13 protein-coding genes are annotated in these 14,611 nt (G+C 68.7%); 12 read left to right on the forward strand and 1 reads right to left on the reverse strand.

What is annotated here, in order from left to right:
* Positions 1 to 103: 103 nt before the first annotated feature.
* Genes ACTWJ5_RS03290 through ACTWJ5_RS03300 form a run of 3 tightly spaced genes read left to right on the forward strand, consistent with a single transcriptional unit; the run spans position 104 to position 2,550 of the window.
* The gene (locus ACTWJ5_RS03290; RefSeq protein ID WP_444437464.1) at positions 104 to 1,120 is read left to right on the forward strand and encodes an aminoglycoside phosphotransferase family protein; all 1,017 of its coding nucleotides are present in this window, start codon (positions 104 to 106) and stop codon (positions 1,118 to 1,120) included.
* On the forward strand, positions 1,117 to 1,791 hold the full coding sequence (gene murU, locus ACTWJ5_RS03295; RefSeq protein ID WP_444437465.1) for an N-acetylmuramate alpha-1-phosphate uridylyltransferase MurU: 675 nt from the start codon (positions 1,117 to 1,119) through the stop codon (positions 1,789 to 1,791). Before ACTWJ5_RS03290 ends, murU begins: the two co-directional genes overlap by 4 nt.
* Complete coding sequence (locus ACTWJ5_RS03300) at positions 1,792 to 2,550, forward strand: DnaJ domain-containing protein (protein ID WP_116425438.1); 759 nt, start codon at positions 1,792 to 1,794, stop codon at positions 2,548 to 2,550. It abuts the gene before it with no gap.
* Between the two features lie 20 nt (positions 2,551 to 2,570).
* Here the strand turns inward: ACTWJ5_RS03300 and ACTWJ5_RS03305 are convergent, their stop codons facing one another.
* A complete protein-coding gene (locus ACTWJ5_RS03305) occupies positions 2,571 to 3,611 on the reverse strand; it encodes an alpha/beta hydrolase family protein (RefSeq protein WP_444437466.1) in 1,041 nt (346 codons plus the stop codon).
* Positions 3,612 to 3,753: 142 nt separating this feature from the next.
* Here ACTWJ5_RS03305 and ACTWJ5_RS03310 point away from each other — a divergent pair, with 142 nt between their 5' ends.
* The 9 genes from ACTWJ5_RS03310 to ACTWJ5_RS03350 all read left to right on the forward strand — a co-directional run bounded on the left by ACTWJ5_RS03310 (position 3,754) and on the right by ACTWJ5_RS03350 (position 14,570).
* Positions 3,754 to 6,177 (forward strand): PAS domain-containing sensor histidine kinase, encoded by a 2,424-nt coding sequence (locus ACTWJ5_RS03310; RefSeq protein ID WP_444437467.1) that lies wholly within the window; start codon positions 3,754 to 3,756, stop codon positions 6,175 to 6,177.
* 37 nt (positions 6,178 to 6,214) lie between these two features.
* Positions 6,215 to 6,844 (forward strand): response regulator, encoded by a 630-nt coding sequence (locus ACTWJ5_RS03315; protein WP_043269277.1) that lies wholly within the window; start codon positions 6,215 to 6,217, stop codon positions 6,842 to 6,844.
* Between the two features lie 142 nt (positions 6,845 to 6,986).
* Complete coding sequence (locus ACTWJ5_RS03320) at positions 6,987 to 8,024, forward strand: ABC transporter substrate-binding protein (RefSeq protein ID WP_116425535.1); 1,038 nt, start codon at positions 6,987 to 6,989, stop codon at positions 8,022 to 8,024.
* Between the two features lie 344 nt (positions 8,025 to 8,368).
* Positions 8,369 to 9,478, forward strand: a complete 1,110-nt coding sequence (locus ACTWJ5_RS03325; protein WP_009615598.1) for an ABC transporter ATP-binding protein — start codon at positions 8,369 to 8,371, stop codon at positions 9,476 to 9,478.
* Positions 9,479 to 9,519: 41 nt separating this feature from the next.
* On the forward strand, positions 9,520 to 10,578 hold the full coding sequence (locus ACTWJ5_RS03330) for an ABC transporter substrate-binding protein (RefSeq protein ID WP_074984326.1): 1,059 nt from the start codon (positions 9,520 to 9,522) through the stop codon (positions 10,576 to 10,578).
* A gap of 174 nt (positions 10,579 to 10,752) precedes the next feature.
* Positions 10,753 to 12,000, forward strand: a complete 1,248-nt coding sequence (locus tag ACTWJ5_RS03335; protein WP_074984324.1) for an ABC transporter permease — start codon at positions 10,753 to 10,755, stop codon at positions 11,998 to 12,000.
* 13 nt (positions 12,001 to 12,013) lie between these two features.
* A complete protein-coding gene (locus tag ACTWJ5_RS03340; RefSeq protein ID WP_261747046.1) occupies positions 12,014 to 12,841 on the forward strand; it encodes an ABC transporter permease in 828 nt (275 codons plus the stop codon).
* A 230-nt stretch (positions 12,842 to 13,071) separates the two neighbouring features.
* Positions 13,072 to 13,746 (forward strand): ribulose-phosphate 3-epimerase, encoded by a 675-nt coding sequence (gene rpe / locus ACTWJ5_RS03345; protein ID WP_074984318.1) that lies wholly within the window; start codon positions 13,072 to 13,074, stop codon positions 13,744 to 13,746.
* Positions 13,746 to 14,570 (forward strand): phosphoglycolate phosphatase, encoded by an 825-nt coding sequence (locus ACTWJ5_RS03350; protein ID WP_116425433.1) that lies wholly within the window; start codon positions 13,746 to 13,748, stop codon positions 14,568 to 14,570. Before rpe ends, ACTWJ5_RS03350 begins: the two co-directional genes overlap by 1 nt.
* The last annotated feature ends 41 nt before the right edge of the window (positions 14,571 to 14,611 follow it).

The raw sequence follows: 14,611 nt of genomic DNA on the forward strand, positions 1-14,611 counted from the left end.
GCCATCGGCCAGATTCGGCCATAGCCACTCGATGGGCTCAAAAAGATGCTGGATAATAAAGCATGACCCGCGCAACGGCTAGGGCCGTGGAGAACCCCCAAAGATGTCTGAGGATGCCCGTTACCAGCTCCTGAATCGCTGGTTGGACTCTTGTTTACCCGTAGTGTTCAGTGCCGAGGGATGGGGGCCGGTGCCACCCGCCGAGCTCACCCCAGCCAGCAGCGACGCCAGCTTCCGCCGCTATTTCCGCTGGCAGGGCGAGGGCCGCACGCTGATCGTCATGGACGCGCCGCCGCCCCAGGAGGACTGCCGCCCCTTCGTCAAGGTGGCCGGCATGCTCGCCGAGGCCGGCGTGCACGTGCCGCGCATTCTCGCCCAGGACCTGGAGCAGGGCTTGCTGCTGCTCGACGACCTGGGCCGCCAGACCTACCTGGACGTGCTCAGCCCGCAGAACGCCGAGGAACTCTTCGAGGATGCCCTGGACGCCCTGGTGGCCTTCCAGCAGGTGCCGGCCGAAGGCCGCCTGCCGGCCTACGACGAGGCGCTGCTGCGCCGCGAGCTGGGCCTGTTCCCCGAGTGGTACCTGGGCCGTCACCTGGGCATCGAGCTGCAAGGCGAGCAACTGGCGCGCTGGCAGCGCACCTGCGACCGCCTGGTGGCCAGTGCGCTGGAGCAGCCGCGGGTGCTGGTGCATCGCGACTACATGCCGCGCAACCTGATGCTCAGTGAGCCGAACCCCGGCATCCTCGATTTTCAGGATGCGGTGTACGGCCCGGTGACCTACGACGTCACCTGCCTTTATAAGGACGCCTTCCTCAGCTGGCCCGAGCCGCGCGTGCACGACGGCCTCAGCCGTTACTGGCGCAAGGCCCAGGCCGCCGGCATCGCGTTGCCGCCGACCTTCGAGGAATTCTTCCGCGCCAGCGACCTGATGGGCGTGCAGCGCCACCTGAAGGTGATCGGCATCTTCGCGCGCATCTGCCACCGCGACGGCAAGCCGCGCTACCTGGGCGACGTGCCGCGCTTCTTCCGCTACCTCGACAGCGTCGTCGCCCGCCGCCCCGAGCTGGCCGACCTGGGCGCGCTGCTCGCCGAGCTGCCGCAGCCGGTGGCGCCATGAAGGCGATGCTCCTCGCCGCCGGCAAGGGCGAGCGCATGCGCCCGCTGACCCTGCACACGCCCAAGCCACTGGTGCCGGCCGGCGGCCGGCCGCTGATCGAGCACCAACTGCTGGCCCTGCGCCGCGCCGGTTTCCATGACCTGGTGATCAACCACGCCTGGCTGGGGCAGCAGATCGAGGACTACCTCGGTGATGGCTCGCGCTTTGGCGTCGGCATCCGCTATTCCGCCGAAGGCGAGCCGCTGGAGACCGGCGGCGGCATCTTCCGCGCCCTGCCGCTGCTCGGCGAAGCGCCCTTCGCCCTGGTCAACGGCGACATCTGGACCGACTTCGACTACGCGCGCCTGCAGGGCGCGCTGGCCGAGGGCGACCTAGCGCACCTGGTGCTGGTGGACAACCCCGGGCACAACACCCGCGGCGACTTCCGCCTGGAAGGTGAACGCGTCGGCGACTACCGGGAAGGCGAGCCCAGCTACACCTACAGCGGCATCGCCGTACTGCACCCGGAGCTGTTCACCGCTTGCACGGGGGGCGCCTTCAGGCTGGCGCCGCTGCTGCGCGAGGCCATGGCCGCCGGCCGCGTCAGCGGCGAGCTGCACCGCGGGCGCTGGGTGGACGTCGGCACCCACGAGCGCCTGGCCGAAGTCGAACGTCTGCTGGCGGCCGGCTGAATGTTCTGGCCGGGCACCCTGATAGGCATAGTCGCCGGCTGGGCGCTGGCGAGCATCCCCGGGGCCATGCTCGGCGGCCTGCTCGGCCAGGTGCTGGACCGTCGCCTGCGCCGGCGCAGCTGGCGCGAACTCCTCGATGAGCTGCGCGGCGGCGCGCGGGTGCCGGAGGAGGAGCTGCTGTTCCTCCTGCTCGGCCGGGTGGCCAAGAGCCGCGGTCGCGTGCAGGACGCGCACATCCAGCAGGCGCGGGCGGAAATGTTGCGCCTGGGCCTGGACGAGTCCGGGCGCCTGCGCGCCATCGATGCCTTCAACCGCGGCAAGCAGGGCGGCTCGCGCCTGGAGGAGGGCGTGCAGCAGTGCCGGGGCCAGCGGCCCAGCGTCGACGGCCTGCTGCAGGCTTGCTGGCGCATGGCCTGGGCGGCCGGCGCACCGAGCGCGGCGGAGAAGGCGCTGATCCTGCGCTGGGGCGAGGGCTTCGGCCTGCCGCGCGCCACCGTGCTGTCCCTGGCCGCTGGCGCCGAGGCCCTGCGCGCGCCGCCGAACCGGGCGGAAAGCTATCGCCAGGCCCTGCGTCTGCTGGGGGTGGAAGACGACAGCCCGGTGGAGGAGATCAAGCGCGCCTACCGCCGGCTGATCAGCCAGCACCACCCGGACAAGCTGGCCGGCGCCGGCGAGGCGCGCATCGCCGCTGCCACCGAGAAGACCCGCGAAATCCAGCAGGCCTATGCCCTGGTGCGCGAGCGTCGCGGTTTCCGCTAGGGTTGGTTGCCGGGGCCGGCCTACTCGGCCGGCGCCTGCTTGATGTGCAGCGACAGCCAGCCGCGGATGCGCCGGTAGAGCTGGTCCTGCTCGGTGGCGCGGTCGGCCGGCAGGGCGTTCATGCCGATCTGCACGTAGGTCTTGCCGGTCTCGCGCCGGCTCGCTTGCAGTCGGGCCTTGGCGGCTTCGCGGTCGACGCGCCTGTCCTTGTAATAGAAGTCGCCGGTGGCCAGCTGCAGGCGCGGCACCATGTCTTCCAGCGCCGGGCGGAAGTCCCGCGGCACTTCGGCGTCGACGATCAGCAGGTTGTGGATTTCGCCGGGCTCGCGCTCGGCCAGGTAGCGCGCCGCCCAGTAGGCGCCGGTGCCGTGGCCGAGAAGGACGATGCTCTTGGGCTTGCCTTGCAGGGCGAAGTCGAGGCCGGCCTGGATGCGCGCCATGACCCGCTCGGCATAGGCCTTGCGCCGCTCGATGGCCGCATCCGGCGCCGGCGGCGCCTCGCTGCTGGCCTGGGCCGGTTCACCGCTGCCAGCTTCGGCGGTGCTTTCCGGGGTGGGCGTGGCGGCGCCGGATTCGCCCTGGACGTCCTTGCTGCTGGCGCCGGCATCGCTGTCGGCGGCGGCCTTGTCCGCGCTTTCCTTGCGCGGCGCCGGCTGGCTGTCCTGCGGGTCGGGCAGGCCGAGGGCGAGGGTCTGCCAGCCGGCGTCGGGCAGCTTGCGCCGCAGCGGGCCCACCGCCACCGGCCAGTCGGGGTTCTCGCCATCGCCGGGGACGATGATCACCACGCCCTCGGCCTGCGGCGCGTTGGCCGGCAGCCACAGGGCGAGGAAGCTTTCCTCGCCGGCCTGCAGCGTCTGTTGCTGCTTCTGCGGCAGGCGCTGCTGCAGGGCGCTGGCTTCGTCCTGGCTGCGTTCCTCCAGGGCCGGGCGCGCGGGCGTTGCCGGCGCCACCGCCGGGCCGGGCGGGCTGGCCGGTGCGTCTTCGGCCCAGCCCGGCACCAGGGGCGCCAGGCTCAGGGCCAGGCAGAGGGCGAGGCGGGTAGGCTGTGCGGGACGGGGCATGGGGCGGGTTCCTTGCGTGGCTCGGGCTGGCCTGGCAAAACGGCCAGACTAATCCCTTGTTCCTGGTTTGTCAGGCGCCGGCCTTACCGGGTTCCCCCCGCCATGGGGTAATGTAGGCGCGCTTTTTTCTCGGGGAGCGGGCATGGGACGACTGTGGTGGAGCGCCGTGGCGGCGTTCCTGTTGTGCATTCCATTGTGGGGCGCGGCGCAGGACCTGCCGGCCGGCGTGCCCCTGGACGCCGCCCAGCGAGCCTGGTTGCAGGCGCACCCGCAGCTGCGCGTCGGCGTGGTCCTGGATGCGCCCTACGCCCAGCAGGACCGGCGCCTGCAGCAGCTTTCCGGCGCCCACGTCGAGCTGCTCGACTGGATCGCCGGCGCGCTGCAGGTGAGCCTGCAGTGGCGCGTCTATGCCGACCAGGACGAACTGGAGCGTGCCGCCCGCGCCGGCGAAATCGATCTGGCCCCGGGGCTTGCCCAGACTCCTTCCAGCCTGCGCGACTGGCTGTTCTCCGACCCCTACCTGCGGGTGCCGCGCCTGCTCATCGGCTTCCGCGACGGCCCCGGCTCCGTGGAGCTGGAGCGCCTGGGCGCGCTCGAACCCGTGGCGCTGCGTGGCCCGGGGGCAGTGTCCGACTACCTGCGCGGCACCTACCCGAGCCTGGAGCTGCAGCTCACCGACAGCGACCGCGAAGCCCTGCGCCGGGTGCTCGGCCAGGACGCCGGCTACGCGGTGGTCGACGAGGCGCACCTGGCCCGCCTCAGCCGCGAGGTCGAATTCTCCGGCTTCCGCGTGCTGGCCGACATCGGTTATCCGCAGCTGTTGCGCCTGGCCACCCGCCGCGACCTGCCGGAGCTGGCCGGCATCCTCGACGCCAGCCTGCGCGCCCTGCCGGCCAAGCAGCTGGACCAGCTGCACGAGCGCTGGCTGCAGCCGCAGTATCCGCGCCTGGGGCAATCCCCCGGCTTCTGGCAGAACCTCTGCATCCTCCTCGGCCTGTTGCTGCTCATGGCCCTGGCCACCGCGCTGTGGCTGCGCCACCAGCGCAACGTGCTGGAGCAGCGCCTGCTCGCCGCGCGCCGCGACATGGAGCTGCGCCAGGCGGCCGAGGAAGCCCTGCGCCTGACCCAGTTCGCCATCGACAGCAGCACCGTGGGCATCCTCTGGGTCAACTGGGACAGCCACGTGCGCTACGCCAACCGCGCCGCCGAGGACATGCTCGGCTACGCCCCCGGCGAGGTGATCGAGCGGCCCCTGGCGGACTTCGAGCCCAGCCTGGGCATGGACGCCTGGCTCGACCTCTGGCGCCGCGCGCGCAACAGCGAAGAGGGGCCGCTGAGCTTCGAAAGCCACCTGCGCCGCGCCGACGGCCAGTGGCTGCCGGCGGAAGTGTCGCTGAGCTTCCTGCGCTTCGGCGGCTCGGAATACCTGCTGGTGTTCCTCAACGACGCCACCGAGCGGCGCCGCGCCCGCGCCGCCCTGGAAGAGAGCGAGGCGCGCCTGCAGGGCATCGCCGCCAACGTCCCCGGCCTGGTGTTCCGCCTGGAGCCCAGCGCCCCCGGCGGCTCCGACTTCGCCCACCTCAGCTTCATCAGCGGTGGCAGCGAGGCCTCGCTGGGCTATTCCCCCGGCTACCTGCGCGAAAGCGGCCTGGGCATCCTCGGCCTGGTGCACCCGGGCGACCGCGACGGCTACCTGGCCAGCCAGCTGGAGGCAGTGGCCGGCGGCAAGAACTGGCACTGGCAGGGGCGCATCCTGACCCGCTCCGGCGAGCCGCGCTGGGTGGACATCAAGGCCACCGCGCGGCACCTGGAAGACGGCCGCCTGGCCTGGGACGGCGTGGTCTGGGACATCAGCGACAACAAGCAGATCGAGCTGGAGCTGGCGCAATCGCGGGCGCAGCTGCGCGAGCTGTCGGCGCACCTGGAAAGCGTGCGCGAGGAAGAGAAGGCGCGCATCGCCCGGGAAGTGCACGACGAGCTGGGCCAGGTGCTGACCGTGCTCAAACTGGAAACCTCCATGTGCGAGCTGGGCTACGGCGAGCTGGACCCCGGCCTGAGCGAGCGCCTGGGCAACATGAAGAAGCTCATCGCCCAGCTGTTCCAGCTGGTGCGCGACGTGGCCTCGGCGCTGCGCCCGCCGATCCTCGACGCCGGCATCGGCTCGGCGCTGGAGTGGCAGGCGCGGCGCTTCGAGACGCGCACCGGGATCCCCTGCCTGGTGGAGGTGCCGGAGAACCCGCCGCGCCTGGGTGACGCCAAGGCCATCGGGTTGTTCCGCATCCTCCAGGAGGCGCTGACCAATGTCATGCGCCACGCGCAGGCGCATACTGTGGAACTGGCCCTGCGGGTGGAGGGCGACGAACTCTGCCTGAGCATCAGCGACGATGGCCGCGGCTTCGATACCGCGGCGGCCTGGGGCGGCAGCTCCTTCGGCCTGGTCGGCATGCGCGAGCGCGTGTTGATGCTCGGCGGCGAGCTGGAGATCGACAGCCAGCCGGGGGAGGGCAGCAGCCTGCGGGTGCGCGTGCCGCTGGATGCGGGGGAATTGCCGGAGCCGGGGCCGTGAAGGGCCGGCGCGGTTTTGTCTGTTCGGGGAGGGCAGCGTGATTCGAGTACTGGTGGCCGAAGACCACACCATCGTCCGCGAGGGCATCAAGCAACTGATCGGCATGGCCAAGGACCTGCAGGTGGTGGGCGAGGCCACCAACGGCGAGCAGTTGCTCGAAACCCTGCGCCAGGTGCCCTGCGAGGTGGTCCTGCTGGACATCTCCATGCCCGGCGTCAACGGCCTGGAGGCCATCCCGCGGATCCGCGCGCTGAACGATCCGCCGGCGATCCTCATGCTGTCCATGCACGACGAGGTGCAGATGGCCGCCCGCGCGCTGAAGATCGGCGCCGCCGGCTACGCCACCAAGGACAGCGACCCGGCGCTGCTGCTCACCGCCATCCGCAAGGTCGCCAGCGGCGGCCGCTACATCGACCCGGAACTGGCCGACCGCATGGTCTTCGAGGTCGGCCTGACCGATTCGCGGCCGCCCCACGCGCTGCTTTCCGAGCGCGAGTTCTCGGTGTTCGAGCGCCTGGTCAAGGGCGAGGGCGTCAACGAGATCGCCCAGCACCTGGCGGTCAGCAGCAAGACCATCAGCACCCACAAGGCGCGGCTGATGCAGAAGCTCGGCGCGCATTCGGTGGCCGACCTGGTCAAGTATGCCGTGGAGCACAAGCTGGTCTGAGCCGGCGCGCGGCGGTGCGATTCGCCGTTGCTTATGTGAGTCCCTTCCGGTTTTTGCAACGCCCGGCTACCTCGCCGGCTGGCGAAAGGGAATCATTGCCCGCTCAGTGGGGTACTTCATCAGAACAAGGAGAAGAGGGATGTTGCTGCGAGCGGTACGGGGCGGGCTGCTGGCCGGCCTGCTGGGGACTGTCGCCACGCCGGCGCTGGCGGACTACGTGACGGTGATTTCCTTCGGTGGGGCCAACAAGGCGGCCCAGGAGAAGGCCTTCTACGAACCCTTCAAGACGGCCACCGGCACGGCGGTGGTGCACGGTTCCTACAATGGCGACCTGGACAAGCTCAGGCAGATGGTGGAGATCAGCCATGTGTCCTGGGACGTGGTCGAGGTGGAGGCCCCGGAACTGGCGCGTGGCTGCCAGGAGGGCCTGTTCCAGAAGCTCGACCAGCGCCTGATCGGCGACCCCGCCGACTACGTGCCCGGCGCGGTGCAGCCCTGCGGCGTCGGCATCTTCGTCTGGACCACCCTGCTGGCCTACAACCAGGACAAGCTGCAGGGCAAGCCCCAGGGCTGGGCCGATTTCTGGGACCTGAAGAAATTCCCCGGCAAGCGCGGCCTGCGCTGGGGCGCCAAGTACAGCCTGGAGTTCGCCCTGATGGCCGACGGCGTGGCGCCCAAGGACGTCTACCAGGTGCTGGGCACCCCCGGCGGCGTCGACCGCGCCTTCCGCAAGCTCGACGAGATCAAGCCGAGCATCCACTGGTGGAAGTCCGGCCAGGACCCGGTGCGCGACCTGTCCGACGGCACCGTGGTCATGAGCTCGGCCTACAACGGCCGCATCGCCGCGGCCCAGCCCGAGCAGAAGGGCCTGCGCATGGCCTGGGCCGGCGGCATCTACGACTTCGACTTCTGGGCGCTGCCCTCGGGCGTGTGGAAGAAGGACCTGGCAGAGAAGTTCATTGCCTTCGCCAGCCAGCCCGAGCAGCAGAAGGTCTATGCGCAGAACATCGCCTACGGCCCGACCAACCGCAAGGCGGTGGAGCAGCTCGACCCGCAGGTGGCCGCCAACCTGCCCACCGCGCCGCGCAACATGGCCGACGCGCTGGGCATGAACGTGGCCTTCTGGGCCGAGCATGGCGATGCTCTGGAGAAACGCTTCCAGGACTGGGCTAAACGCTGAGAACCTGCCTACGATCTGCTGCGCGTCGGCATGACTGCGTTGAGAACAGGCGAGCGATGCTCATTTAGCGGCCTGAACTCCGCTCACTCGCCTGTTCCCGCCTTGTCCTGCTCTAGCTCGCGAGATCGTAGACAGGCTCCAGGTCGCTTTCGGATATGCCGGTGTCGCACCCAATGCGACACCGGCTTTCTGCGACTGATAGCCACACTTTTCGTGTAGGGATCGCCCTACAGACGATCCTCTTCTACCCTTATAGCAAGTTCTCTCCCCGCCCGATTTGCGCGCATTGCAGGCTTCTCTAGTCTTGCTTCACGGCAATTACTTACAAATACAAAGGTGCGGTTATGGCCGAGACTCAGGCGAACGATGTGCTGGTCAGCTTCCGTGGCGTCCAGAAGAGCTACGACGGCGAGACGCTCATCGTCAAAGACCTCAACCTGGATATTCGCAAAGGCGAATTCCTCACCCTGCTGGGGCCGTCCGGTTCCGGCAAGACCACCAGCCTGATGATGCTGGCCGGTTTCGAAACCCCCACCTCCGGCGAGATCCAGCTGGCCGGCCGCTCCATCAACAACGTCCCCCCGCACAAGCGCGACATCGGCATGGTGTTCCAGAACTATGCCCTGTTCCCGCACATGACCGTGGCGGAGAACCTGGCCTTCCCGCTCTCCGTGCGCGGCATGAGCAAGACCGACGTGGCCGAGCGCGTCAAGCGCGCGCTGTCCATGGTCCAGCTCGACGCCTTCGGCGGGCGCTACCCGGCGCAGCTCTCCGGCGGCCAGCAGCAGCGCGTGGCCCTGGCCCGGGCGCTGGTCTTCGAACCGCAGCTGGTGCTGATGGACGAACCCCTGGGTGCGCTCGACAAGCAACTGCGCGAGCACATGCAGATGGAGATCAAGCACATCCACCAGCGCCTGGGCGTGACCGTGGTCTACGTGACCCACGACCAGGGCGAGGCGCTGACCATGTCCGACCGCGTGGCGGTGTTCCACCAGGGCGAGATCCAGCAGATCGCCCCGCCCCACGAACTCTACGAACACCCGCGCAACTCCTTCGTGGCCAACTTCATCGGCGAGAACAACCGCATCGCCGGGCAACTGGCGAGCCACGAGGGCGAGCGCTGCGTGGTGACCCTGGCGCGTGGCGAGAAGGTCGAGGCGCTGGCGGTGAACGTCGGCCAGCCCGGCGACCCCGTCAGCCTGTCGATCCGTCCCGAGCGGGTGCGCCTGAACGGGCACAGCGAAAGCTGCGTGAACCGCTTCTCCGGCCGTGTGGCCGAGTTCATCTATCTTGGCGACCACGTGCGCATCCGCCTGGAGGTTTGCGGCCGCACCGATTTCTTCGTCAAGCAGCCGATCGCCGAGCTCGACCCTGCGCTGAGCGTGGGTGATGTGGTACCGCTGGGCTGGGCCGTGGAGCACGTGCGTGCCCTCGACCCGCTGTCGGCGGCCTGATTCGAAGAAAAACAAACCAGCACACTGTGGAGAGAAGAATAATGTCGAAGTCCCCGTTCCACCCGTCGAAGGCCGGCCTCAAGCTCGCCGCGCTGACCCTCGGCCTGGCTTGCGCCGCGCAGTCCATGGCGGCCACCGATCTGACCGTGATCTCCTTCGGCGGCGCCAACAAGGACGCCCAGACCAAGGCCTTCTACCAGCCCTTCGAGAAGGCCACCGGCAACAAGATCGTCGCCGGCGAGTACAACGGCGAGATGGCCAAGGTGAAGGCCATGGTCGACACCAACAGCGTGACCTGGGACCTGGTCGAGGTGGAATCGCCGGAGCTGGCCCGCGGCTGTGACGAAGGCATGTTCGAGGAAATCGACCCGGCCATCCTCGGCAAGGCCGAGGACTACGTCCCGGGCGCCGTGAGCAACTGCGGCGTCGGCTTCTTCGTGTGGTCCACCGTGCTGGCCTACAACGCCGACAAGCTGAAGACCGCCCCCACCGGCTGGGCCGACTTCTGGGACCTGAAGAAGTACCCGGGCAAGCGCGGCCTGCGCAAGGGCGCCAAGTACACCCTGGAATTCGCCCTGATGGCCGACGGCGTCGCGCCCAAGGACGTGTACAAGGTGCTGGCCACCAAGGAAGGCCAGGACCGCGCCTTCAAGAAGCTCGACGAGATCAAGCCGAGCATCCAGTGGTGGGAAGCCGGCGCCCAGCCGCCGCAGTACCTCGCCTCCGGTGACGTGGTGATGAGCTCGGCCTACAACGGCCGCATCGCCTCGGTGCAGAAGGAAAGCAACCTGAAGGTCGTGTGGAACGGCGGCATCTACGACTTCGACGCCTGGGCCATCCCGAAAGGCGACAAGAAGAAAGAAGAAGCCCTGAAGTTCATCGCCTTCTCGGTCAAGCCCGAGCAGCAGAAGATCTACGCCGAGAATATCGCCTACGGCCCGGTGAACAAGAACACCGTGGGCCTGCTGGACAAGGGCGTGCAGGCCAACATGCCGACCACCCCGGAAAACATCGCCAACCAGGTGGGCATGGACGTGACCTTCTGGGCCGACTACGGCGAGCAGCTGGAACAGCGCTTCAACGCCTGGGCCGCCAAGTAAGGCTGGCCCCGCCGCCCGCCCGGGCGGCAACCGCGGCAGCGATGCCACGGCCCGCAGGCCCTGCGGGCCGTTCCCGCCGGGAAAAGCTCCCGGCGCGGCGGCGCTCGCCGTGACACACCTGATACACCACACCTTGGCCGCCCTCGCGGGCGGCCCGTTTTACCGGAGTTCGCTATGGCCACCGCTGTGTCCTTGAACGAGGTCGCCGGCCCCACCCTGAAGCAGCGCCTGGCGCGTGCGGAGCGGATGAATCGCCTGAAATCCCAGGCGTTGGTCCTGCCGCTGTTGCTGTTCCTCCTGCTGACCTTCCTGGTGCCGATCGCCGCGCTGCTCTACAAGAGCGTGTACAACCCCGAAGTGGTCGGCTCGCTGCCCAAGACGGTCAACGCCATCACCACCTGGGACGGCAAGTCGCTGCCGCCGGACGCGGTCTACCAGGCCCTGAGCGAAGACCTCTACGCTGCGCGCAAGAACCAGACCATCGGTGACCTCTCCAAGCGCCTGAACATGGAACTGGCCGGCTACCGCAGCCTGATGGCCAAGACCGCCCGCGCCCTGCCGTTCAAGGAGCAACCGGCTTCCTACAAGGACGCCATGGAGACCATCGACGAGCGCTGGGGCGACCCGGCCTACTGGCAGGTGATCCGCCGCAACGCCAGCAGCATCACCCCCTATTACCTGCTCGCTGCCCTCGACCACCGCATCGACGACCTCGGCGAACTGGCCCCGGCCACCCCGGACCAGTCCATCTACCTGGACATCTTCGCCCGCACCTTCTGGATGGGCGCGGTGATCACCGTCATCTGCCTGCTGCTGGCCTACCCGCTGGCGTACCTGCTGGCCAACCTGCCGACGCGCAAGAGCAACCTGCTGATGATCCTGGTGCTGCTGCCGTTCTGGACCTCCATCCTGGTGCGCGTCGCGGCCTGGATCGTGCTGCTGCAGTCCGGCGGGCTGATCAACGGCGCGCTGCTCAAGCTGGGCCTGATCGACCAGCCGCTGCAACTGGTGTTCAACCGCACCGGCGTATACATCGCCATGGTGCACATCATGCTGCCGTTCATGATCCTGCCGATCTTCAGCGTGATGAAGAGCATCTCGCCCAGCTATATGCGCGCGGCCATCTCCCTGGGCAGCCACCCGTTCGCCGCCTTCTGGAAGGTCTACTTCCCGCAGACCGTGGCCGGCGTCGGCGCCGGGTGCCTGCTGGTGTTCATCCTGTCGATCGGCTACTACATCACCCCGGCCCTGCTGGGCAGCCCGAACGACCAGATGGTCAGCTACTTCGTCGCCTTCTACACCAACACCACCATCAACTGGGGCATGGCCACGGCCCTGGGCGGCCTGCTGCTGTTCGCCACCCTGGTGCTGTACGTGATCTACGGCTGGCTGGTGGGCGCGAGCCGCCTGCGCCTGGGCTGAGGAGAGAAAGAAGATGCTGAGTCCCTACATGTCCCCGGTCGAGCGCGTGTGGTTCTACACCCTGCGCATCCTCTGCGGCCTGGTGCTGCTGTTCCTGGTGCTGCCGGTGCTGGTGATAGTGCCGCTGTCGTTCAACTCCGGCACCTTCCTGGTCTACCCGCTGCAGGGCTTCTCGCTGCGCTGGTACGCCGACTTCTTCCACAGCGCCGAATGGATGCGCTCGCTGACCAACAGCATGATCGTGGCCCCGGCGGCCACCTTCCTGGCGATGGTCTTCGGCACCCTGGCGTCGATCGGCCTGACCCGCGGCGAGTTCCGCGGCAAGGCCCTGGTGATGAGCCTGGTGATCTCGCCGATGGTGGTCCCGGTGGTGATCATCGGTGTGGCCGCCTACCTGTTCTTCGCCCCGCTGGGCCTGGGCAACAGCTACATCTCGCTGATCATCGTGCACGCGGTGCTGGGCGTGCCCTTCGTCATCATCACGGTGTCGGCGACCCTGCAGGGCTTCAACCAGAACCTGGTGCGCGCTGCCGCAAGCCTGGGCGCGCCGCCGGTGCTGACGTTCTTCAAGGTGACCCTGCCGCTGATCGCCCCCGGGGTGATCTCCGGCGCGCTGTTCGCCTTCGCCACCTCGTTCGACGAAGTGGTGGTGACGCTGTTCCTCGCCGGCCCCGAGCAGGCCACCCTGCCACGGCAGATGTTCAGCGGCATCCGCGAGAACCTCAGCCCGACCATCGCCGCCGCGGCGACCCTGCTGATCGGCTTCTCGGTCCTGCTGCTGCTGACCCTGGAATGGCTGCGCGGGCGCAGCGAGAAGATGCGTACCGCCCCCAGCGCCTGATCCGCCGCTCCTGCGCTGCAGGCAGGGGCGGCTTTTCGTAGGATGGCGTTGAGCGAAGCGATACCCATCAGCGCAACCACATGGGTATCGCAAGCTCAACCCATCCTACGAAAAGCGCCTCGGCGCAGTCTGCAAGACAGTTGCTCCTACAACCATCGCCTCGATCCCACCTCGCTGCCTCCAGCGGCTACAATGCGCGCCATCCGTGATTCCGCCCACAGAGGTGCGCCATGCAACCCTACGCCATCGCCCCGTCGATCCTCTCCGCCGACTTCGCCCGCCTGGGCGAGGACGTGGACAAGGTGCTCGCCGCCGGCGCCGACATCGTCCACTTCGACGTGATGGACAACCACTACGTGCCGAACCTGACCATCGGCCCGATGGTCTGCTCGGCGCTGCGCAAGTACGGTGTCACCGCGCCCATCGACGTGCACCTGATGGTCTCCCCGGTGGACCGCATCATCGGCGACTTCATCGAGGCCGGCGCCACCTACATCACCTTCCACCCCGAAGCCAGCCAGCACATCGACCGCTCCCTGCAACTGATCAAGGATGGCGGCTGCAAGGCCGGCCTGGTGTTCAACCCGGCCACCTCGCTGGACGCGCTCAAGTACGTGATGGACAAGATCGACATGGTCCTCCTGATGAGCGTGAACCCCGGCTTCGGCGGGCAGAAGTTCATCCCCGGCACCCTCGACAAGCTGCGCGAGGCGCGCGCGCTGATCGACGCTTCCGGCCGCGACATCCGCCTGGAGATCGACGGCGGGGTGAACGTGAAGAACATCCGCGAGATCGCCGCGGCGGGCGCCGACACCTTCGTCGCCGGCTCGGCCATCTTCAACGCCCCCGACTACGCCGAGGTTATCCGCGCCATGCACGCCGAACTGGCGCAGGCCGGCAAGTGATGAGCGCTGCCCAAGCGCTGTTCGCCGGGCGCCTGCCGCGCCTGGTGATGTTCGATCTGGACGGCACCCTGGTGGACTCGGTGCCGGACCTGGCCGCCGCGGTGGACAAGGCCCTGATCGGCATGGGCCGCGCTCCCGCCGGGCTTGAGCAGGTGCGCCACTGGGTCGGCAACGGCGCCCGGGTGCTGGTGCGCCGCGCCCTGGCCGGCGGCATCGAGCATGAAGGCGTCAGCGAGGAGGACACCGAGCGCGCCCTGGCGCTGTTCATGGACGCCTACGCCGACAGCCACGCTCTCACCGAGGTCTACCCCGGTGTGGTGGACACCCTGAAATGGCTGAAGAAACAGGACGTGGAGCTGGCGCTGATCACCAACAAGCCCGAGCGCTTCGTCGCCCCGCTGCTGGACGAGATGGGCCTGGGCAAGTTCTTCCGCTGGATCGTCGGCGGCGACACCCTGCCGCAGCAGAAGCCCGACCCGGCCGCGCTGCTGTTCGTGATGAAGGCCGCCGGCGTGGCGCCCGGCGAGGCGCTGTTCGTCGGCGACTCGCGCAACGACGTGCTGGCCGCCAAGGCCGCCGGGGTGCGCAGCGTCGGCCTGACCTACGGCTACAACCACGGCCGGCCGATCGCCGAGGAGCAGCCGAGCCTGGTGCTGGACGACCTGCGCCAACTGCTGCCTTGCTTCGACCCGGGCAAAGCGATAGTGTTGCCGGACGACGGTTCCAACCCCGCCCATCGAGACTCCAACGTGCTGGACACGGCTCCCCGCAAACTCTGGATGAAAGTCATCAAGGCCCTGGCCCGCTGGCGCTGGCGCGCCTGACATTCCTCCGGCCGGACCTCCCGGCGCCCGTTTGCCACTGC

It is taken from the genome of Pseudomonas sp. A6, from assembly GCF_052367875.1.
GTDB classification, from domain to species: Bacteria; Pseudomonadota; Gammaproteobacteria; order Pseudomonadales; family Pseudomonadaceae; genus Pseudomonas; species Pseudomonas citronellolis.